Source organism: Enterococcus saccharolyticus subsp. saccharolyticus, from assembly GCF_029023825.1.
Taxonomy (GTDB): Bacteria; Bacillota; Bacilli; order Lactobacillales; family Enterococcaceae; genus Enterococcus_F; species Enterococcus_F saccharolyticus.
In genome coordinates this window covers 737,997-757,701 of sequence record NZ_CP118957.1, presented here as the reverse complement: position 1 = coordinate 757,701, position 19,705 = coordinate 737,997, and the positions used below count along the sequence as shown (strand labels likewise).

Here is a 19,705-nt window from a genome sequence, read left to right as displayed (position 1 = left end):
AATTAAGCACCTTCCAATAAATCGCGGCGTTTGTACCCATAAAAACCAAATAGCACCAATAGCAAACTAATCCCCAACAAACTGGCAAAAATACCGACATCAAAAGTTTCCACTGGTAATTTAGGCAACCATTTAAATATGCCCGTTTTCGCAAACCATTCGGGCAAATCAAGAATGCCACCAAAATAATCCAACAGAAAAGCATAGCTTAAATAAATGTAACTGAACATTCCAAATTTAGGGAACCATCCTAAGAAACAGGCTGCCAAACCAATGAAAAAGCAAACAGCTGGATACAAATTAAAACCTGCCATTAGAAAATCAGCAAAATTTAAGCTTGAAGTATCATTCATCACGTATAGGGCACTGCCTCCCAATGCACCAACCGCTAAGAAAATGCCAATCGCACTTGCAATCATCGCTAATAGCACTGTGGTTGCAAACAATTTTGCCCTTGTCACTTGCGTTACATAGAGTTGACTAAAACGTAAATGTGTTTCTTCTGAAAACAATTTATTGATGATTGCTATCGGCAAGATTGCAACTAACATTACTAAAACGACGACAATAGTGCTTGTAAATGAAGCTTCAATAGAAGTACCTGTTTGGGTAAACATTTGTTTCATCAACTCATTACTATCTAAAAAAGCTTGCATATCCCCATAAATCGAACCATAAGCAACACCCATCGTCAGAAAACCGACAAACCAACCAAGCATTACACCACGATTAAGACGTAGTAAAAAGCCATGAATAGAGAGTAATGAATCTTTTGCGTGTGCGCGCCCTTCGCGTTCTGGTAAATACCCGACACCCATATCTCGATAATTTTCTAATAAAAAAGCAACTAAGAATAACACCATTGCACCAAACAACAACCAATAGAGATAAAACCAATTATTTTCAGTAAAAGGATAGGTTAAATACGTCCAACCTAAAGGATTCCAATTGGATAGACCGTCATTTGCAACATCTGTGCCGGCACGAAGAATATAAAGTAAACCAATAATACCTAATGTCGCACCTGTTGCACCTGATGAATTGGGCATCAATTGTGCCAATACCAAAGCAATCAATCCGCCTAAAATACCTGCACCACCAATGGATACTCCAAATAAAATAGCTCCTTGCCAATCAATTGTGGCAACCTGAAAAGCGCCCATCATACCACTAATGACACTTGCTAGCAAACCATTTATCACAATAATTTCAAAGACAACAGCTAGCGAATTAGCTTGTCGTCCGACTTGAAACGAGCGCACTAATTCAGTCAGACCTAACTCTTCTTCCTTGCGGGTATGACTAACAACATGTAGTGCGGTCAGAATCATTGCAAATAAAGCACAAAACAAAAGCATCGTGTGAGCATACATCGCCCCCAGTGTATAATCGCTAGCAGTTTTAGCAGCAGTAGGCCCGACCATTGAAATCATTGCAGGATTTTTCAGTGTTTCATACATCCCAGCTAAGCCCTGTCCTTTTGAAATTTCTTCAAAAGCGGGCACAAAACTACCACAAAAAATACCCAAACCAATAACCCAAAAGCCGATTTTTTTCCAGTCTCGCTTGATATATTGAAGAAATAAGACGCCACTACGTGCAAATTTTTCATTCATTTCGTTTGCCTCCTCTACCCTTCATAATGACGCATAAATAAATCTTCAAGCGTTGGAGGAACAGATTCAAATTTCTTCACGCCCAATTTCGTTGCTGCAACTAAAATATCATTGATACATTGATTGTCTGCTGAAAAAACAGCTGTACGTGCATCTTGTTGTTGGAAATCATGAACCCCAGTTATGTTTGCTAAGTCAGTCAGTTCATCGCTTGTTTCTAACGTAATTGTTGAACGAGTCAGATGACGTAATTCATTTAGCGTTCCGGTTTCTACGACTTTTCCTTGCCGAATAATCACCACTTTATCCGCCAAACGCTCCACTTCACTTAAAATATGCGATGATAACAAAATCGCTTTTCCTGCCTGTTTTAGTTGCTCCACTTCATCTTGAAAGACAGCTTCCATTAATGGGTCCAATCCTGATGTCGGCTCATCAAAAATATATAAATCAGAATGTACGGCTAACGCTGCAATTAGACCAACTTTTTGTCTATTCCCTTTTGAATAACTTTTTGCCTTTTTCTTGGGATCTAATTCAAAACGGCGAATCAATTCATCTCGTTTTTGCTTATCGCCACCACCATGTAGTTTCATAAATAAATCAATGATTTCGCCACCGGTTAGACTTCCCCATAAAGCAACATCACCAGGTACATACGAAATACGTTTATGAATTTCTAAACTATCTTTCCAAACATCTTTGCCAAAAATTTGTGCCTCACCTGCTTGGCGATTAATAATGCCTAATAAAATTCGAATTGTCGTGGATTTTCCCGCTCCATTTGGGCCTATAAACCCCACTACTTCACCAGCATCGACTGAAAACGATACATCTGTTAATGCTTGAAATTTCCCAAATTTCTTTTGAACACGTTGAACATTGACTACTTTTGTCATATGAGTAACCTCCCTTGCTTGCGCACGCCCCCATTATAGATAGCATTGCATCAGCCGTCAAACACATTTTCACAAAGTTATGAACTTTAATCATTTGAAAGTATGTAATTTATTTCCTATACTATATAGGAAGTAAAATGGCGAATGATTAAACAAAAAAAGTTTTAATAATGGAGGATAATTTATGAATGGCTTTGAAAAAAGAACCTTAGAAAAAAAACAACAGATTATCGATACGACATTTACGTTACTTAATCGTGAACAAGGATTGAAAACTTTGAAAATAGAAGATATTGCCCAAGCAGCCAATGTTGGAAAAACCACTATTTTTAAATATTTTGGCAACAAAGAAACCCTTATTCACGAAACGTTTACCATGTTTATTGATCAGATTCGACAAGAAGCACATGTCATCATGGATAAAAATTTACCATTTGAGGAAACCTTGATTGCTTTGAGTCAAAATAAAATGCACGCAATAAACCTAATTAGCAAACAATTTTATTTAGACATGATGGCCTATATGACAGAAAAAAACGAACGTGGGCTGTCCCTCTTAATGGAAAAATATAGCAAAGAAAGCATCGATATGTTGCTTGACCTTTTTCATCGTGGACGAAAAGAAGGTAAAGTTGATTTAAAATATTCTGATGAATTTTTGATTCTATATTTCCAATCACTGGTTGAAGGGATGTCACATTCTACAATATATGAAAAATTATTGCCTTATACCCAAGAATGGACAGAAATTCTTTTAAAAGGCATGGCACCGAATCAATAACTAATAGAATCAAAAAACGTCTTACGTAGGAAACTACATAAGACGTTTTGTTTATAATCGTTTGCGGAAACCGAATGTTAGCAAAATACCAACATAAAACACCACCGCCCAATCAATCAGGATGACGACTCCTAAACCGACTGGATGCATAAATAGTGACGTTTCACCAAATAACATTGTTGAAATGTCTAGGTAATGAAATGGCAAGTAATAAAACCAGTCATGTGCTTGACTCGCTTGTAGCCAACCGAATTGAACAACTACTAAGACGACTAACAGCCAAGCAATGTGTGAAAGAAAATGCCGTGTAAACAAACTAACAAAGGCACTAAGCATTGATAAAAAGAACATTCCTGCAATAAACAGGCTACCGTAAGCTAGTAGAAATTGTCCTATCGTTGCGACATCTGTTTTTCCAACCATCGCTTGTAGGAATGGCGTATTCAAATGACCAAACCCATTTAAACTAGTCACTACGACGAAAACAATCACCGCTACGACAAAAAATAAGCCGGCGTTTAATAAAAAGAAGGTCCAAACTTTACTCATCACTAATTTATGCTTAGATACTGGCAGAACATTGAGGAACCGAATCGAGCCCTGCTTCTTATCTAACATAAAGAAATGCGCCGCTTGAATCGCTAAAAAAGCAAATAATACGACAGATGAGATACGATACATTAGTTGATTTGACACATAATTTACAGCAGGTTGACTACTACTATCAGGTACTTCTGCTATCTTGTGATCCACCAAATATTGATAGTACAACACATCTTGCTGTAAAGAAGCTTGCGTGATTTCTTGCGTTTTATTTGGATAAGGAATCAATTGAATCTCTTTTTGACGTCCCGCGGTAAATTCTTGTAAATTGAAATTGGCATACGCTAAATTTAATTCGTTTCGTGTTTGCGTATTACCTGTTGACGAATAGGCAGAAATCAGTGGTTCTAAATAAGTGAGTCGTTCTTTTTCGCGGTCTGCTTCGTCTGTTTTTTTCTCTTTTGATAATTTATCTGCTTTGGCTTGCACTTGTGAAGCCGTTTCTTGGATGGCACCAAGCGCTGTTAATTGTTGTGTTTCTGCTTTTCCTAAACCACTAAATAAACTTGCTAAAAAAAGAAGTGCTAATAATAAAAAGGAGAAGAACGCAAACCTTGATTTTATATAGCGCTTCATGTCGATACGCATTTGTTCAAACATTTCCTTCATCTCCTAAATTAAATACATTTCTGCATATTGCGTTGCAATATCTTGTCCCAGATTTTCTACGGTTAAGATTTGTTGTTCTTTCAAAAACAAGATTTTATCACTAACTCGTCCCACACTATCTAACTGATGAGACGCAATAAGTAGCGTTTTTCCTTGTTCACGTAAGCTCATAAAAATCTGTTCAAATTTTTGCGTGGCTTCTACATCTAATCCATTTAATGGTTCATCCATCAAGACAACCGGTGCATCGCTGACAATTGCCATTGCCAATAATAGCTGTTGCTTTTTATCCAAGGATAACTGCTGAATTTGTTTATTCTGGCTTGTCGTTAATTCGACTTGTGTTAAGACTCGTGCAATATCAATTCTTGATTGCCACATTTTTTTTACATAGCGCAAATGATCTTTTACTGTTAAATTAGCAAATAAATCGTCTGCATTTTGTACAAAGAAAAGTTGATGTAAAAAAGCCCGACGCTTTGATCGCAAAGAAATTCCGTTACATTTAATCCCACCGGTTTTGCTTGGCAATAACCCACAGATTACATTAAGTAACGCTGTTTTTCCAGTACCGTTCGGCGCAACCAAACAAGTAATTGATGCATCTTCAACTGTAAAAGAAGCATTTTGTAAAAGCAATTGATTTTTGAATGCGACATGCACTTGTTTTACTTCTAACATTTTTTCACCTCGTTATGACTTATTGTGTCTTATTTTACCATTAAATCCTACGCCGAGTCATTAATGTTCCCAAATCCAAACAAAAAACACGAAACAATTCTTTTTTCTTTAAGAAATTGTTTCGTGTTTTTTTAAGAATATCTCATTATTGCGCTACTTGGAAATAAAACTGGATGCCATTTGGATCAATAATTTGTAATTGTGTGTCGCTTGCTTCGTAAAGGACTTCTTTTTCTTGCCAATTGGCTACTAATGCCTCTAATTCTGCTTGTTCGTTCACAAAAAAAGTGACATAGTCTAACCCTAAATCTTTTTCATCCATTGGCGGTAACTGGCGACCACTCCAAATATTTGTCCCCACGTGATGATGATATGTACCTGCTGCAAAAAACTTTGCTTGATTGCCAAAATCACTTTTTAACGAAAAACCTAAAATTTCTGTATAAAAAGTTTCAGTCGTTTCTAAATCAGCTACTTTTAAATGTACATGACCAATTTTTGTTCCTGCAGGAAAATCTTTATGACTACGATCGCCTGCTGCTAAGACACCATCTGCGTCCATTGCCACCGTAATACCTACAATTTCTCCATCTTCACGAATATCCCATTCTGACATTGGTTTATCACGATAGACTTCAATCCCATTGCCTTCTGGATCTGTTAAATACAACGCTTCACTATACCCATGATCACTTGCACCATCGATGGGAATTTTAGCTGTCACATAATGAAACAGGGTATTTCCTAGATCTTTTCTAGTGGGTAATAAAAAAGCAACATGGTATAAGCCTGTTTTACGTGTTAAGGGATTTGGATAAGCTAATTGCTTTAAAATGATTAAAGGCGTTTGCTCTACTCCTAGAATAGTTTGCTGTGGGGTTGTTTCTAATACATGCAAACCAAGATCTTGATAAAAGCCAGTCATTTTTGGTAAATCTGCTACTTTTAAAGCAACCATTCCTGGATGGGTCTGTTCAGATAATTGAAATCGTGAGTGATTGTTCATCATGTATACCTTCTTTCTTTCAGTTTCACTCTATTATACACCTTACTAATTGTAAGTTATATAAATCTGCCTAGCTATTTATTCTTGTAGCATGATTAGTGGGTCTTTCATTATCCCTAAAAAAACACCGTTGAAAAAATTTCAACGGTGTCAACGGATTATTGTTGTGTGGACACAGCCATTTGCAAGGCTGCCATCGCATCTTGATGATTAATTGAGTAAACGACATTATTTACTTGCCATGTCACCTGATTCGTTTCATACTCAGAACCCGCCATATCAATCGTAATTTGACCGATATGTTGTGGAGCTGGCAATATCGCTCCTTCTAAATATTCTACCACTTGCTTGGCCATTGCTACTGGATCTTGTTGTTCCAGATTATTGGCACGGACTAAAAGGTTCCAATTTCCTTCTTTCCAAGCGATATAGGAAGAACCGGCAGCACCTTGTTGATATCCAGTAATATTGTAACCTAAATCAACGGGTTGTCCACTCATATCGACACGTAATTCTACCGCAATTTTTGCTTCTGTTTCGGATGGATAAATAGTTTGTTGGAAACGAGCAATTGGTGTTTCAAAATTCAATTCGGATTTATTTAAAATCATTGGCGTTGCCATATCAAAATACAAAACCGACAAATGATTTTCATCGCCTCCACTAGCTACGTTCACTACATTCCCTTGAGTATGTGGAACATTTGTTGGAAAGGCAATATTCGGAAAATTCGTTTGCAATTGTGTCATCGCATCTGTTTGGGTAGCTTCACTTGATGAAGTCGACTCTGAAGATGCGGTTTCTGTTGAGGTTGTTGCTACTGCTGATGACATGTCTGTCGTGTTTGTTGTAGCGGTTGATGTTTCAGTTGTTTCTGATTCAACGATAGATGTTGATGCATTCGTTTCTGCTGTCGTTGACGCCTCAGTCTTAGTATTAATGGTACTTGATTCTACAGTTGACGAATCGCTTGTCTGAGTTGTTTCTGCTACTTCGGTTTCATTTGTTGTTACTGTTTCTCCTGGTTTTTCGCTTGTTTGTCCGCATCCCACCAATAGAAGTAAAAACATAGGAATACCGACGAATGCCATTTTTTTCATCTTTCTCGCCTCTTCTTTCATCTCTGACTATTGATGATTAAAATTGATTAATAAAATCACCAAACCATTGAACTAACATATCCCAAATAGTTAAAATAAATTGTTTGGCATCTTCTAAAAAATTCTCAGAACCTATCATACGTGCCCATTCATTAATTTGTGCCATAATCTCCGCTCGGAAAACCCACACAAGAAAGGCTAGTAATAAAATTCCTAACAAACGCCAAATGGCTGAACCAACTTTGACAATAAAAACAATAAGTAAAATCACAATAGCTAAAGCAATCAATTGTTCCATTCAATCGCCTCCTCTCTTTTATTTTCTATTATCCTTGGAATTTGGTCAAGGAACATGGTGCTAGAGACTGATTTTTCATACAAAACTTTTACTTGTTTCTCATAAAAAATAACAAAAAAACCAAGCTATCCTACTAAGACAACTTGGTGTTCATGTTTATTTACCGTCCAAGATATTTAATCGAACCTTTTTAGGTCCTTCTGTACGCACACCATAAACGATTGTACGAATAGCTTTCGCTACACGACCTTGTTTACCGATGATGCGACCAATATCTTCCGGTGCAACAGATAAATTATATTCAAAGAAATCGTCTGACTCTACAATTTCTAAAGAAACTTGGTCAGGCTGGGTTACTAAAGGACGAACGATTGTTAAGACTAAATCTGTCAAATCTTTCATACTTTATCTCCTTATTTCTTAGAGAATTTAGCTTCGTGGTGTTTTTTCATAACGCCTTCTTTAGAAAGTAAGTTACGAACTGTATCAGAAGGTTGCGCACCTTTTGATAACCAATCAAGAACTAAATCTTCTTTGATTGTTACTTGAGCTGGGTTTGTTAAAGGATTATAAGTACCTACTGTTTCGATGAAACGTCCATCACGAGGAGAACGTGAATCTGCTACTACAATACGGTAAAAAGGACTCTTTTTAGAACCCATGCGTTTTAAACGAATTTTTACTGCCATTATTTACACCTCCATTAGTTTTAATCACAAGAGCTAGTTTAACAGGTTTTAACAAAGGTGTAAAGAGTTTTTTCTTTACACGTTACATTTTTTTCAACAAAAAGTTGAGAAAGGAAGTTTTTTAACGATAAACGTTAATTATTAGTTGTTAATCATTAAAAATATTGCTAAAATAAATTTAAAATGAAAAGGATTTCATTAATGACACAGCAAAAAATTCAAAAACGTTCCAAATTTTTGGCCCTATTTTTTCACATTTCTTTTTGGCTTGTAACTGCCACTCTTTTATTAGCACTCGCTATGCTATTTTTTTCTCATTATCCGCTGACCTCCAATAACATAAAATCGGACGATAATTTTTCTTTATCTTTTTAATATCAATACTCTTGGGGGATACCTACCAAAACAATGATGAAAAACTTTACAATAGCTTCTTTGTTTCTATATGCGCCCTTCTTCTTAGTCATTCTTTATCGTACCAAACAATTATTTGAAAAAATTGCGCAAGGCACACCCGTTTTTGATTCACAAATTGTACAGCAATTGCAAAAAATCTCTTTTTGGTTATATGTGTATCCACTCGCACCAATGATTATTAATCCGTTTCTCTCTGCCCTTTTTACCCAATCACTCGAGATAAAGATTAGTCTTAATACTTCTCTACTATTCGCAATTGGTGTTTCTTTATTGTTGGAAGTATTTAAATATGGTGCTACACTCCAATATGAAGTGGATGAAACTGTTTAGGATGTGAGACAAATGCCAATTATTTCGCGACTCGATCGTATCATGGCAGATCGAAAAATAAGTTTAAATGAACTATCAGACAAAGTCGGTATTAGTAATGTCAATCTCTCAAAATTAAAAAATGGGCATGTGAATGCCATTCGTTTTTCTACCTTAGAAGCCATTTGTAAAGCTTTAGATTGCCAACCGGGCGATATTTTAGAATATCAACCAGAAGAATAACTATCCTTTGTCTTACAATCTAACTTTTAGTAAGTTAGAAGTGTAAATATAAAGGAGGAATTATCCTGGGCAAAAAAATATGTAGGAATTCCCAAACCATATATAAATGCGACGTTCTCTCAATTGTTCTATTCAGGGTTCAGTCATTGGATATTCCTTATCTTTGTGTTAGCTGCTGGGATTTTTCTTGGCACAATGTTAGGTAATCTCGTCTTTGGTCCTTTAGTAATATTTGTAGGTTTCCTTACTTTAATACAAAATTTTTCTTGGGCGTATAGCAATTTAAATCTACTCGTGACCTATTTCTTTGAACAAATCCGTTTTATTTCATTGTCGGCGCTTTTTGTTCGCGTTCCGGGAAAAACAGGGACTCCCTTGCTGTTCCTATTACTAATGTTAGGTATGAGTTTCCTCCTTTTATACCTTAGTGAACGTACGTTAAACAAAATTTCTCTAGAAAATAATAGCCAATTTACCACTTCACCAGAAATTCGATTACCCGTTTGTCTCACCATGATTATTGGTGGATTTATCTTTTTCGGATTATTGAAACTTGATTTAACGAATATGGTATTGAACGACTATCCTTCTTTTTGGAAAGATTTAGCAATCCAAACGATAGTTATCATCATTATCAGTGTCGGACTCGTCTATGCACCATCCATCCGCAACTGGTGGTTTGCCAAACGCGTGTTACGTTTACAACGAAAATCTTAAACAAAAAATCCATTTCCTTCATTCGGGAAATGGATTTTTTAGCTAAAACTTCTCTAATTCAGCAGCGACTTGTTCTTGATCTTTTTTATTATTTAAAATATCAATCACCATCTCGATATAGTATTGATCAATTTCAGTTAAATGGTTCTCTTTTTTTGCTTGATGTAATCGATCTAATGCCGCGTTTTTTAAGCGTAATTGTTCTTCCGTAGTGGTTAATAGTCGTTCGATACTTTCACGAAATTCCACATCACGACTGCCAAAAACATTGTTTAAATCTTGACGTAGCGCAACTAACTCAGAATCTTTTAGATTTTTTCTTAAAGGCAAATTGTCTTTGATTTGAGAACCATTCAATGCCATTTTTTTAGAATCGAATAAATCATTCACCGATTCTTGAATCGCCATCTTTTCATAAACAATATCTAATTGTTTTTCGACAAATGCAAAATCATCAAACGACACATTTTTTAATTGATACTCTGAAATCAAGTACTGGTTTGTACGCTGCAATTTTTCTAGCTCTTTCGATAATTGATTGACTTCTTTCTTAGTGATGTCTTCTTTCAGATAGCCTTCTTTAGTTAATTGTTTGACTTGTTTACGCAGCTCCCCCGTCAAACTAACTTGTTGGTTATTTTTATTGATTTGCTCCATCGCTTTTACCGCAACTTGTTGTTTTTGTTCAAAAGACCAATAAGTCCATCCTCCAAGTAATACGCTGGCACAAAGTATTCCGAATACCCACTTTTTCATAGTTTATCCTCCCATTTCATTAGTCACTATTGTTCAGATAACTGTATTATACGTCAGAAGTATTCTCTAAAATCATTTTTGCCCTAAACGTTACTATTTCATGCCTAAACGTATGAAAACATAAAAAAACGAGTTCTTCTACAAGAACCCGCACGTACTCCACACTAAATCGTTTAGTCGGAATCCTATTCTGCCCAGTAATTTTCTCACTTAGGCGAGAAGCGGGTGCTTCTGCTTTCATTTCTCAAATTTTATATCATATCATCTGTGAAGGTCTTTGTCAATAGTTTAGGGTTAAAAATATTATTAATATTGCCTAGATTCTTATCCACTTTCTATTCAAAAATTAGTCCTAGTTCGCTGATTCTTCTCACAGCTTCAATTAACCGTGCCTCATCAACAAGAAGACCAATTCGTACGAAACCCTCCCCGCCTTTACCAAAGCCACTTCCCGGTGCAACTGCAACAGATGCCTTCTCCAATAAAAGCTCTGTAAATGCTACACTGTCATATCCTTTTGCGACGGGCATCCATGCATAAAATGCTCCATTAGTGGGATAGGCAATCCAACCAATCTTAGCTGCAGCATGTACAAAAATCTGCCGTCTTTGATTATATAAAGCAACAAGCTCATCTACCTGTTCAAAACTTTCCAATGCATAGACACTTGCTTCTTGTAACGCAGGAAATATTCCAACAAACAAGTGATCTTGTATCAAATTAAGTGCTTCAATCATTACTTGATTCCCTACCGCAAAAGCAATTCGCCACCCTGCCATGTTAAATGTTTTAGACAAGGTATACAGCTCAATGCCTACATCCTTTGCCCCTTGACTTTGTAAAAAGCTGACTGGAGGTTCCGTCTCATTACCCAACGCTCCATAAGCAAAATCATGTACTACAGCAATTCCATTTTCTTTTGCAAACGCAACAGTTTCATCAAAAAAAGCGGTATTAGCTTGAGCCCCAGTTGGATTATTAGGATAATTCAAAAACAACAACTTGGCTTTTTCTACTATCTCTTCCTCTAAAGAATTATAATCAGGTAAATAACCATTTTCAGGTAGTAAAGGAACTAATTCTTGCTGTACTTTTGCTAGAGCCACACCAGATAGATAATCTGGATAGCCTGGATCAGGTAACAATATAGTGTCTCCTGGATCAAGTAAAGCCAATGGCAACTCGACCAATCCGATTTTAGCCCCACCCATCACAGCAACTTCTTTCTCAGGATCTAGTTTTACGCCATATTGTTTCCAATAAAAATCAGCTACTGCTTGTTTGAACGATTGGTTCCCTCTAAATTGAGAGTATTTATGATTTTCATGATTCGCCACAGCTTGTTGCATCGCCGCAACAATTCCTGCTGGTGTCGGTTGATCAGGATTCCCTTGCCCTAAATTAATCACATCATTTCCTTCTAAGATTTTTTGGTTAACCTGCTTAACAAGTTGTGCAAAAAACTGAGTTGGTAATTGATTCAAGATTTTAGCATTTGATAGCATACCTTTCCTCCTCAATAATATAAGTTTGTTCGACGATCTTCAAATACCGGGAACCCTTTCCTAACATCACTTACTTCTTGCATATTAATTTCTTTCCGTCCAAAACCTTCTGAATCATCTAACTCCAAAAGAATATTCCCTAGAGGATCGACAATCATAGAATTGCCCCCAAACTTATTGTCAGGGTCTTCACCCACACGATTTACTGCTGCTACAAAACACTGATTTTCGATGGCTCTAGCTTGAAGAAGTTTTTTCCAGTGATCAATACGAACTGTTGGCCATTAGGCTGAAAATAGGAAAAGTTCAGTCTTCTGGTTAGCACTTTTTCGCAAAAATTCTGGAAACCGCAAGTCATAACAAATGAAAGGCGACAATGGTACACCTAAAATCGTTGTCTGCACTAGTTGACTACCTGCGTGCAAGAATTTTTCTTCCTGCATTAACCGAAACAAATGCACTTTATCATAACTAGCTTGAATTGATCCAGTTGGCGTTACTATATACGTGGTATTGAAAAATTTGTCATCGCTTTGTCTGGCAATTGATCCTCCTGAAATATATACCTGATATTCTTTGGTCAGCTGCGAGAGAAATAATTGCGCCGTTTCTCCGTCCCTATCAGCAATTTCTGAGAGACGAGTCAAATCATACCCCGTATCCCAAAGTTCTGGTAAAAGCACGAGTTCATTTGGCTTTAGTTCAGCTCGTTCAAACCACCGGCGAATATTCTCTCTGTTCTTCTTTGGATTGCCGAATGAAACATCTATCTGCAATAATACGATTGATAGTTTTGTCATTTCGTTACCTTTTCTCGTTTTTCTACACTTTTCAAAATCGTTGCAATGATTTCCTGTTCATCGGCAAAGACATAGTTTTCCAATGGCGGACTGAATGGAACTGGAACAAATTTAGCCCCCACACGCAGAATTGGTGCTTGTAAATACTCCCAAACATTTTCTGCCACCCGCGCTGCAATCTCACCCCCAACACCGCCAATTTTAATAGCCTCATGGGCAATCACCAAACGTCCGGTCTTTTTCACTGACTGATAAATTGTTTCTGTATCGATTGGTACAATACTTCTTAAATCAATCACTTCTACATTAATTCCATAAGTTCTCTGAATATGCTCCGCTGCATTTAACGCTTTGGACAACATTAACGAATACGATACTAAAGTAACGTCTGTCCCTTCTCTAACTACTTCTGCCTTATCCAAAGGAGTAATTACTTCTCCTTTAGGAACGTGGCCTGTGATAGGAAATAGCCCCTTATTTTCAAAGTAAATCACTGGATTGGGGTCTTGAATGGCCGCTTTTAACAAACCTTTTCCGTTTTCCGGAGTGGAAGGAATCACAACACGAATTCCCGGGATTCCCATAAACCAAGATTCCAACGATTGCGAATGTTGTGCAGCCCCATGCTTCATTGAACCATCTGGCGCTCGCAATACTAGTGGTAAAGAAGCCTGTCCACCGAACATATAACGTGCTTTTGCCATTTGATTTAAAATTTCATCCATGGTAATGCCAATAAAATCCGCAAAATGAAGATCAATAATCGGTTTGGAACCGGCGATTGCTGCACCGACTCCTGCCCCAACTAGAGCAGTTTCAGAAATAGGGGTATCTTTTACACGCTCGCCAAACTCATCTTTTAGTCCAGTAAACTGACCAAAGATCCCCCCTTGTTTGGCAATATCTTCTCCAAAAACAAAAACACGCTTGTCTGCTCTCATTTCTTCTATCATCGCTTCTCTAGTTGCCTCTGAAAATGTGATAATACGATCACTCATACAATGTTACCTCCCCAACAAATAAATCTTCCAAAGCTTCTTCTGCTTCTGGAAATACACTGTTTTCTGCAAAGGTGATTGCATCTTGCAATTCAGCCTCAAGTTTGTCATCTATTTCCCTCAAGTCAGCTTCAGAAACAAGTTGTTGGCGAATAACTTTTTCTGTAAAACGGGTGATGGGATTGTTATTTTCATATTGCTCTTGTACCTCTTCTTTGGTTCTATACAACTGTGGATCAGCTAGAAAATGTCCTTCGATTCGATACGAAAGACACTCTAAAATACTTGGACCTTCTCCATTCCGAGCACGATTAATCAACTCAGCAGAAATGTTTTTGACTTCTTCAACATCATTGCCATCAATCGTAATTCCTGGAATACCATAACCTTTCGCTCGTTCAGACAATCGCGGAATCGACCCCGTTTCGCTAAATCTAGTTGTAGATGCCCAACCATTATTCTCACAGACAAAGATTACTGGTAATTTCCAACTTGCTGCTAGATTTACCGCCTCATGAAATGTCCCACGATTACTTGAACCATCTCCAAAAAAACAAACAGCGACCTCTTTTCCTCCTCTTTGCTGTATTGCCAAAGCGGCGCCAGTGGCAATATTGAATCCGCCACCGACTACGCCATTTGCTCCCAACATCCCAACACTAAAATCTGCCAGATGCATTGACCCGCCTTTTCCTTTACAGTATCCTGTTTTTTTCCCATAAAGTTCAGCTAATGATCGATCCAGTTTGGCACCTTTAGCCAAAGTATGACCGTGACCACGGTGGGTGCTAGTCACATAGTCATCCTTTGTCAGATTGCTACACACTCCAACAGCAATCGCCTCTTCCCCAATATATAAATGTGTTGGGCCAACAATGTCTGTTCCACTTTTTTCTTTCACTGTTTCTTCAAAACGACGAATTCGTCGCATCTCATAATATAATTTCAATACTTCTTCTTTAGTTAGATTTGTCGACATCTTCCCACCTCGTTTTACCATAAAGGCAATACAGAACCTTTATATAATTCATCAATCAGTTTTTTGGATTCGTCAGTGCGATAGGCATCCACGATTTTTTTATAGACTTCGTTATCTTTATCATCTTCTCTTGCAACAATGATATTATAATAAGGCTTTGATTCTTCATTGACTGGTTCGATAAAAATCGCATCATCTTTAGGAATAAATCCTGCATCCAACGCCATAAATACGTTGATTACACTAGCACCAACATCTGTCAGCGAACGAGCAGTCTGGGCAGCTTCCATTTCTAAGATTTTTAAATTCTTAGGGTTTTCAACGATATCCTCTGCTGCTGGATTTGTTCCTTCTTCGTATTCAAGTTTGATTAAACCTGCTGATTGTAAAAGCAACAGTCCGCGTGCAGCGTTCACTGGGTCATTAGCAATTGCCACTTCTACTCCATCTGCAATCTCTTCCACAGAACTATACTTATCCGAATATAAACCAATTGGATTTAATACTGTTTCACCGATAGCCACTAGATGACCATCATTCGACGCATTGAAATCATCCATCAAAATATATCCTTGAAAAGCATTAAGCTGAATATCGCCATTTTCTAAAGCTTCATTTGGTTGCGTATAGTCAGTAAATTTTACTAACTCTATTTCAATATTCTCCTCTTTAAGATGCTCAATCACTGGCGCCCAGACTTCATTACTATCACCAACAACTCCTATTTTGACAAGTGTTGACTCCGTTTCTTCCGCTGAGTCATTGCCACAAGCTGCTAAACCAACCACGGCTGCAGCCAAAATTACTATTGAACTTAACCTTTTAATTTTCTTCATTCATACTTCCTCCTTTTTAAATTTAAGTATAAAAAAACCTCCCAGAAATTAATCTGGAAGGACGAATGAACTCGTGTAACCACCTTCATTTATTCTATGTCTCACAACATAGAAACTCTGCCAGTACAATCTTTAACTCAAGATCAGACCGCGTCACTATAACGGGCACTCCCGTCAACTGCTTATTCTTCGAACTCACAGTTGAATGCGAAAAAGACCATCTTCCAACTATCTTCCCTTACCCCTTTTCACCAACCGAGGCTCTCTTTAAAAGAAAAAACTAATTGTACTCTTCTTTTTATTGCATAAATTTTTTATTGGAGTCATCATAGCCTTCAAAAATCAAGAAGTCAATGAGACGCCTCATAGTTTTTTTCGATTACAGAAGCAATTTAATCAAACAAATTATAAGCTTCCTAGCTAAGAAATAGAACAAGCACAAAAATTTGTAACCGATAGATAAAATGAATCGCTTGAAATTTTAGTTTGCGTTTTGATACTGTTTTTTTTTATTTTCGCTTAGCTTTCAAATAACTAAATGTCATTTCGTTTTTCTCAAATAAGCAGGTTGGATATTAACACTTCCCATTCTCCCATGCTATACTATGCTTACTTTTAACACATACAAATCGGAGGTCAACAAATGAATATCCAAGCAAACACAATTGAAGAACTGATTGATTCAAGCGACCATTGCGAACTATTTCAAACTTTAGACCATTGGATGCAAGATACTTTCCCTGAATTATCTAGACGTTTAATTGCTAGTGGGACGATTACTTTTATTGGCTATGGCGATTTAAAAAATCCGGCTGATGATATCTATACTTGCCTACTCAGTTTGGCGCCGCAAAAGAACAATATTTCTTTTTATATTGGTGGCGAAAAAAATGGTCAACCAATTTTAAAAAGTTACGAAGAACACTTTGCCAAATCAAACGTTGGCAAAATCTGTCTCCGCCTAAAAAATGTAAAAAAACTAGATTTCGACATTTTAGAAGCGATTGTGCGTGACTCGATTGCTTGGAATGAAGCAAACTAAGGTTAATGTAAAAAAAACCTAGGAGAAAACCACTCCTAGGGATTCTTTGTTTGGTGTAACCTACGGATGAACATCACTTATATGAAATTCATAGCCAAATTCATTCTTATAATACTCTGGATACATTTCTTCTCCACATTTTTTACACGTAAATTGTGGAGGATTAAATGGGTCGTGGTCGACATCCATGCCATCTAAAAATTCAACCACATCTCGTGGGACTTCTTCTTTTTCATCACATCCGAGACATATAAATTTCACCTTGTTTGTCCCAATCAAACCGGATTGCTTCATAAGCTGCTTTTTCTGCTTTTTGGTAAGCTGTTTGAAATTCTTCTTTTTCAATCTTTCGATTCTCCTCTCCCATATATCTTCTCGCTTCTTCATCCTTCGCATATTGAATATGCAGGTACCCATTTTTTCGCACACTCATTCCTAGGCACTCATAACTCTCGCCACATTCCGTACATTCCATTGGATTTATGCCAAATTCTTCGAAGATTCTCTCTGACCAAGTCTTTGGCTTTAACGCTTTTTTGACATTCACCAATAATCGTTTCACTAATTTTTGATAGCTTTTTAATATTTTTTCCATCAGTGATTTTAACCTACGACTATAGATGCCATATCGTCGAATCGTTTTAAAATATTTGTCTGGGATATGTCGGATTAACGCTCTTATGAATCCCTCTACTGTCATCGTCATCGTTTCTTTTGTATTGGTCCGCTTGTCTTTATAGTGAAACATCACTTGTTCTCCGTCATACATTAACAAGTTTTTCAAGGCGATTGGGCCTCGTTTCATGTAACGACTGATATATTCTAACAACGATCGCGAATCAGTCGTGCTTCTTTTCGGCGCATTGACATAGAAACCTTCTCCGTTTTTGGTATAGGCTCTTTGAAGCGCTGGTTGAACTCTTCTTTTATGCCAATCAGATAAGGTTTTTCGGATGAGCTTTGAGACCGCGTTCTGCCAATACTTTCTTAACATCGTATAAGGTAGATAGTCGTAGCTTTCCCACTGTCCTTTTTGGTTACACCTCCCATGGTAACCACCATATGAACATGAGGATTAAACTCTAGTTTCGAGCCAAATGTATGCAAGGTCGCTATTATTCCTGGTTGTAGCCCAGACTTTTTATAGAAGTTCAATATAATTTGGGCAGCTTCATCCATCAGTCCTTTTAGTAACTCTTTTCGATATTCCTCTAACAAGAAGATATCTCTTAATCCTTCATCTATCGTAAATATCACATGTCGATGAACCACTCGGAACAAATCATTTGAAGTTACTTCCGCCCATTTTTGACTTTCTCCAATAGAACAACTTGGACAAAACTTTCCTTTACAACTCAAAGGGACTGTTTTAACATCATGGCAACATTCGCATACAAACAAGCGATAACCTTTTCTTATATCTCTGCAGTTTCGAAACTTTTTGACTTCCTTTTTTACGACTGGACGAATTCTTCGCCCATACTTTTCTACGAATCGATCCCAATGATTATATTCATCAAAGAAAATAGCTTGGAGTAGATTCTTTTTCATATCTTCATTTTACGCATTTTTTGGACAAATGAACAGGGATAGAAAGATTGACACATCAATCTTTCTATCCCCTCAAAATGTTATAATCCCTTTAATGTCAAAAAAGTCAGAGATTGCAACAATACAATCTCTGACTTTTATACTTTTTGGTGGCTATTTCTTATCTTTTTTATCGAATAAATCGTTGACTTTACCAGCGACTTCATCTACTAATTCTTCGGCTTTTTCTTTGGCTTCACCATATTTTTCTTTGATTTTGCCTTTTAATTCCTCGGAGTCGTCACCAGTTACTTTCCCTTTAGCTTCGGTTACTTTACCTTCAACTTGTTCTTTGTTTACCATAGTGTATCTCTCCTTTACATGAATATATCTTTATGATAACATCCTTTTTTAGAAAGAACCAATGATATGGTAATCAAGCACGTAATTGAATAACTTTTCCTAAAGAAAGAGCGTGTGAATCCTTTCCATGACCAATCTGTGTTGTTTTAGCAATTGGCAATTCCACTGGTAAAACATCTTTGATTAATTGTTCAATGGGATATATTTCTTCTTTTTGATAGCTTGTAAAAGTTCCTAATAAAATCCCATTCACCTGTTCAAAATGTGGCAATTGCACCAAATGATGCAACATTGAAAAAATGGCATCTTTACCACCACCAAAGCTTTCAAGAAACAACACTTTATCGCGCAAGTCTGGTAAATAAGGCGTTCCTGATAATTTAAGCAAGCAACGGATATTCCCACCTACTACCAAGCCCTCAATGTCATTTCCTTGAACAAATTCCCACGCCACATCGTATAAACTGGTCTGCTGTTTGAAAAAGGTCTCATAAAATTTTTGACGCTGTTGCCCACTTTCATCCCACAGAAGTGTTTTCAATTGAAACAGTTTTGTGGATTGCACCACTAATAGACTATTTAAAACAGTTGTCAAATCACTATAACCAAAAAAAGGGGTGGGATGTTTCGCAATTTTCGCATAATCCAAATAGGGCAAAATACTATTTGCACGATCGCCTCCTGAAATATCAAAAATTGCTTGAATATGGGGATTTTCGAAATAATCTTGTAAGACAGTTGCTTTAGCTTTTGTATTGGTTGTCGCTGTGTCAAATAACAACGGACTTGTCTGGACATCTAAGCCCATCGCTTGCAGTAAGTAAACTAATTGTTCAACTTCTGCTGGTTTGGTCTGTGGGTTCGAATTGCCAACTAGTGCTACTGTATCACCTTTTTTCAGCTGCATCCTATCTCCTCCAATGTAAAA

Annotated in this window: 22 protein-coding genes, 2 pseudogenes and 1 other annotated feature; of the genes and pseudogenes, 5 read left to right on the top strand and 19 right to left on the bottom strand. The window is 37.1% G+C overall.

Going from position 1 to position 19,705, the window contains the following annotated elements; translation table 11 throughout:
* Window positions 1–2 precede the first annotated feature (2 nt).
* Window positions 3–1,616: an ABC transporter permease gene (locus tag PYW32_RS04000; RefSeq protein WP_016175609.1), complete on the bottom strand. Its 1,614-nt coding sequence runs from the start codon at window positions 1,614–1,616 to the stop codon at window positions 3–5.
* A 14-nt stretch (window positions 1,617–1,630) separates the two neighbouring features.
* Entirely contained in the window at window positions 1,631–2,515 is an 885-nt protein-coding gene (locus PYW32_RS03995; protein ID WP_016175610.1) for an ABC transporter ATP-binding protein, read from the bottom strand.
* 184 nt (window positions 2,516–2,699) lie between these two features.
* Here PYW32_RS03995 and PYW32_RS03990 point away from each other — a divergent pair, with 184 nt between their 5' ends.
* Window positions 2,700–3,296 carry a TetR/AcrR family transcriptional regulator gene (locus PYW32_RS03990; RefSeq protein WP_016175611.1) on the top strand — a complete coding sequence of 199 codons (597 nt, stop codon included), beginning with the start codon at window positions 2,700–2,702 and terminating at the stop codon, window positions 3,294–3,296.
* Between the two features lie 51 nt (window positions 3,297–3,347).
* Here PYW32_RS03990 and PYW32_RS03985 read toward each other — a convergent pair whose 3' ends face one another.
* The 7 genes from PYW32_RS03985 to rpsP all read right to left on the bottom strand — a co-directional run bounded on the left by PYW32_RS03985 (window position 3,348) and on the right by rpsP (window position 8,282).
* Window positions 3,348–4,499 (bottom strand): ABC transporter permease subunit, encoded by a 1,152-nt coding sequence (locus PYW32_RS03985; RefSeq protein ID WP_016175612.1) that lies wholly within the window; start codon window positions 4,497–4,499, stop codon window positions 3,348–3,350.
* 12 nt (window positions 4,500–4,511) lie between these two features.
* Entirely contained in the window at window positions 4,512–5,189 is a 678-nt protein-coding gene (locus tag PYW32_RS03980) for an ATP-binding cassette domain-containing protein (RefSeq protein WP_016175613.1), read from the bottom strand.
* A 145-nt stretch (window positions 5,190–5,334) separates the two neighbouring features.
* Window positions 5,335–6,198, bottom strand: a complete 864-nt coding sequence (locus PYW32_RS03975) for a VOC family protein (protein ID WP_016175614.1) — start codon at window positions 6,196–6,198, stop codon at window positions 5,335–5,337.
* Window positions 6,199–6,353: 155 nt separating this feature from the next.
* Entirely contained in the window at window positions 6,354–7,295 is a 942-nt protein-coding gene (locus PYW32_RS03970; protein WP_016175615.1) for a hypothetical protein, read from the bottom strand.
* A gap of 37 nt (window positions 7,296–7,332) precedes the next feature.
* Window positions 7,333–7,593: a hypothetical protein gene (locus tag PYW32_RS03965; RefSeq protein WP_016175616.1), complete on the bottom strand. Its 261-nt coding sequence runs from the start codon at window positions 7,591–7,593 to the stop codon at window positions 7,333–7,335.
* A 156-nt stretch (window positions 7,594–7,749) separates the two neighbouring features.
* Window positions 7,750–7,995 (bottom strand): KH domain-containing protein, encoded by a 246-nt coding sequence (locus PYW32_RS03960; RefSeq protein ID WP_016175617.1) that lies wholly within the window; start codon window positions 7,993–7,995, stop codon window positions 7,750–7,752.
* An 11-nt stretch (window positions 7,996–8,006) separates the two neighbouring features.
* Window positions 8,007–8,282 (bottom strand): 30S ribosomal protein S16, encoded by a 276-nt coding sequence (rpsP, locus tag PYW32_RS03955; protein WP_016175618.1) that lies wholly within the window; start codon window positions 8,280–8,282, stop codon window positions 8,007–8,009.
* 408 nt (window positions 8,283–8,690) lie between these two features.
* Here rpsP and PYW32_RS03950 point away from each other — a divergent pair, with 408 nt between their 5' ends.
* The 3 genes from PYW32_RS03950 (at window position 8,691) to PYW32_RS03940 (ending at window position 9,968) form a co-directional block, all read left to right on the top strand.
* Window positions 8,691–9,029: a DUF2975 domain-containing protein gene (locus PYW32_RS03950; protein WP_016175619.1), complete on the top strand. Its 339-nt coding sequence runs from the start codon at window positions 8,691–8,693 to the stop codon at window positions 9,027–9,029.
* A 12-nt stretch (window positions 9,030–9,041) separates the two neighbouring features.
* A complete protein-coding gene (locus PYW32_RS03945; RefSeq protein WP_016175620.1) occupies window positions 9,042–9,251 on the top strand; it encodes a helix-turn-helix domain-containing protein in 210 nt (69 codons plus the stop codon).
* Between the two features lie 195 nt (window positions 9,252–9,446).
* A complete protein-coding gene (locus PYW32_RS03940; protein ID WP_248636482.1) occupies window positions 9,447–9,968 on the top strand; it encodes a hypothetical protein in 522 nt (173 codons plus the stop codon).
* Between the two features lie 42 nt (window positions 9,969–10,010).
* On the opposite strand, the gene PYW32_RS03935 is transcribed toward PYW32_RS03940, so the two are convergent.
* The 6 genes and pseudogenes from PYW32_RS03935 to PYW32_RS03910 form a co-directional block, all read right to left on the bottom strand.
* Window positions 10,011–10,724, bottom strand: a complete 714-nt coding sequence (locus PYW32_RS03935) for a hypothetical protein (RefSeq protein WP_016175622.1) — start codon at window positions 10,722–10,724, stop codon at window positions 10,011–10,013.
* A 114-nt stretch (window positions 10,725–10,838) separates the two neighbouring features.
* Window positions 10,839–10,967 (bottom strand) — a sequence feature (ribosomal protein L20 leader region).
* 92 nt (window positions 10,968–11,059) lie between these two features.
* Window positions 11,060–12,229 (bottom strand): pyridoxal phosphate-dependent aminotransferase, encoded by a 1,170-nt coding sequence (locus PYW32_RS03930; RefSeq protein WP_016175623.1) that lies wholly within the window; start codon window positions 12,227–12,229, stop codon window positions 11,060–11,062.
* 11 nt (window positions 12,230–12,240) lie between these two features.
* A pseudogene (locus PYW32_RS03925) lies at window positions 12,241–13,029 on the bottom strand (carbon-nitrogen family hydrolase).
* Window positions 13,026–14,027 (bottom strand): alpha-ketoacid dehydrogenase subunit beta, encoded by a 1,002-nt coding sequence (locus PYW32_RS03920; RefSeq protein ID WP_016175626.1) that lies wholly within the window; start codon window positions 14,025–14,027, stop codon window positions 13,026–13,028. Before PYW32_RS03920 ends, PYW32_RS03925 begins: the two are co-directional and overlap by 4 nt.
* Window positions 14,020–15,006: a thiamine pyrophosphate-dependent dehydrogenase E1 component subunit alpha gene (locus PYW32_RS03915; RefSeq protein ID WP_016175627.1), complete on the bottom strand. Its 987-nt coding sequence runs from the start codon at window positions 15,004–15,006 to the stop codon at window positions 14,020–14,022. Before PYW32_RS03915 ends, PYW32_RS03920 begins: the two co-directional genes overlap by 8 nt.
* 14 nt (window positions 15,007–15,020) lie before the next feature.
* Entirely contained in the window at window positions 15,021–15,842 is an 822-nt protein-coding gene (locus PYW32_RS03910; protein WP_016175628.1) for a MetQ/NlpA family ABC transporter substrate-binding protein, read from the bottom strand.
* 643 nt (window positions 15,843–16,485) lie between these two features.
* On the opposite strand from PYW32_RS03910, the gene PYW32_RS03905 reads away from it, so the two are divergent.
* Complete coding sequence (locus PYW32_RS03905; protein WP_016175629.1) at window positions 16,486–16,884, top strand: DUF1801 domain-containing protein; 399 nt, start codon at window positions 16,486–16,488, stop codon at window positions 16,882–16,884.
* A gap of 60 nt (window positions 16,885–16,944) precedes the next feature.
* Here the strand turns inward: PYW32_RS03905 and PYW32_RS03900 are convergent, their stop codons facing one another.
* From PYW32_RS03900 to PYW32_RS03885, 4 genes and pseudogenes are all read right to left on the bottom strand, one after another.
* Window positions 16,945–17,094 carry a hypothetical protein gene (locus PYW32_RS03900; RefSeq protein ID WP_245558548.1) on the bottom strand — a complete coding sequence of 50 codons (150 nt, stop codon included), beginning with the start codon at window positions 17,092–17,094 and terminating at the stop codon, window positions 16,945–16,947.
* A gap of 25 nt (window positions 17,095–17,119) precedes the next feature.
* Window positions 17,120–18,435, bottom strand: a pseudogene (locus PYW32_RS03895) (IS91 family transposase).
* 153 nt (window positions 18,436–18,588) lie between these two features.
* Window positions 18,589–18,777 (bottom strand): CsbD family protein, encoded by a 189-nt coding sequence (locus tag PYW32_RS03890; protein WP_016175633.1) that lies wholly within the window; start codon window positions 18,775–18,777, stop codon window positions 18,589–18,591.
* A gap of 73 nt (window positions 18,778–18,850) precedes the next feature.
* Complete coding sequence (locus PYW32_RS03885; protein ID WP_016175634.1) at window positions 18,851–19,684, bottom strand: S66 peptidase family protein; 834 nt, start codon at window positions 19,682–19,684, stop codon at window positions 18,851–18,853.
* Window positions 19,685–19,705: the final 21 nt, after the last annotated feature.

What these genes read in the sequence shown, in the direction of transcription:
- PYW32_RS03990 (WP_016175611.1), top strand. Translation starts at nt 2,700, where the DNA reads ATGAATGGCTTTGAAAAAAGAACCTTAGAAAAAAAACAACAGATTATC.
- PYW32_RS03935 (WP_016175622.1), bottom strand. Translation starts at nt 10,724, where the DNA reads ATGAAAAAGTGGGTATTCGGAATACTTTGTGCCAGCGTATTACTTGGA.
- PYW32_RS03885 (WP_016175634.1), bottom strand. Translation starts at nt 19,684, where the DNA reads ATGCAGCTGAAAAAAGGTGATACAGTAGCACTAGTTGGCAATTCGAAC.
- PYW32_RS03890 (WP_016175633.1), bottom strand. Translation starts at nt 18,777, where the DNA reads ATGGTAAACAAAGAACAAGTTGAAGGTAAAGTAACCGAAGCTAAAGGG.
- rpsP (WP_016175618.1), bottom strand. Translation starts at nt 8,282, where the DNA reads ATGGCAGTAAAAATTCGTTTAAAACGCATGGGTTCTAAAAAGAGTCCT.
- PYW32_RS03960 (WP_016175617.1), bottom strand. Translation starts at nt 7,995, where the DNA reads ATGAAAGATTTGACAGATTTAGTCTTAACAATCGTTCGTCCTTTAGTA.
- PYW32_RS03945 (WP_016175620.1), top strand. Translation starts at nt 9,042, where the DNA reads ATGCCAATTATTTCGCGACTCGATCGTATCATGGCAGATCGAAAAATA.
- PYW32_RS03995 (WP_016175610.1), bottom strand. Translation starts at nt 2,515, where the DNA reads ATGACAAAAGTAGTCAATGTTCAACGTGTTCAAAAGAAATTTGGGAAA.
- PYW32_RS03965 (WP_016175616.1), bottom strand. Translation starts at nt 7,593, where the DNA reads ATGGAACAATTGATTGCTTTAGCTATTGTGATTTTACTTATTGTTTTT.
- PYW32_RS04000 (WP_016175609.1), bottom strand. Translation starts at nt 1,616, where the DNA reads ATGAATGAAAAATTTGCACGTAGTGGCGTCTTATTTCTTCAATATATC.
- PYW32_RS03920 (WP_016175626.1), bottom strand. Translation starts at nt 14,027, where the DNA reads ATGAGTGATCGTATTATCACATTTTCAGAGGCAACTAGAGAAGCGATG.
- PYW32_RS03915 (WP_016175627.1), bottom strand. Translation starts at nt 15,006, where the DNA reads ATGTCGACAAATCTAACTAAAGAAGAAGTATTGAAATTATATTATGAG.
- PYW32_RS03910 (WP_016175628.1), bottom strand. Translation starts at nt 15,842, where the DNA reads ATGAAGAAAATTAAAAGGTTAAGTTCAATAGTAATTTTGGCTGCAGCC.
- PYW32_RS03970 (WP_016175615.1), bottom strand. Translation starts at nt 7,295, where the DNA reads ATGAAAAAAATGGCATTCGTCGGTATTCCTATGTTTTTACTTCTATTG.
- PYW32_RS03930 (WP_016175623.1), bottom strand. Translation starts at nt 12,229, where the DNA reads ATGCTATCAAATGCTAAAATCTTGAATCAATTACCAACTCAGTTTTTT.
- PYW32_RS03975 (WP_016175614.1), bottom strand. Translation starts at nt 6,198, where the DNA reads ATGATGAACAATCACTCACGATTTCAATTATCTGAACAGACCCATCCA.
- PYW32_RS03980 (WP_016175613.1), bottom strand. Translation starts at nt 5,189, where the DNA reads ATGTTAGAAGTAAAACAAGTGCATGTCGCATTCAAAAATCAATTGCTT.
- PYW32_RS03905 (WP_016175629.1), top strand. Translation starts at nt 16,486, where the DNA reads ATGAATATCCAAGCAAACACAATTGAAGAACTGATTGATTCAAGCGAC.
- PYW32_RS03950 (WP_016175619.1), top strand. Translation starts at nt 8,691, where the DNA reads ATGATGAAAAACTTTACAATAGCTTCTTTGTTTCTATATGCGCCCTTC.
- PYW32_RS03940 (WP_248636482.1), top strand. Translation starts at nt 9,447, where the DNA reads ATGTTAGGTAATCTCGTCTTTGGTCCTTTAGTAATATTTGTAGGTTTC.
- PYW32_RS03985 (WP_016175612.1), bottom strand. Translation starts at nt 4,499, where the DNA reads ATGTTTGAACAAATGCGTATCGACATGAAGCGCTATATAAAATCAAGG.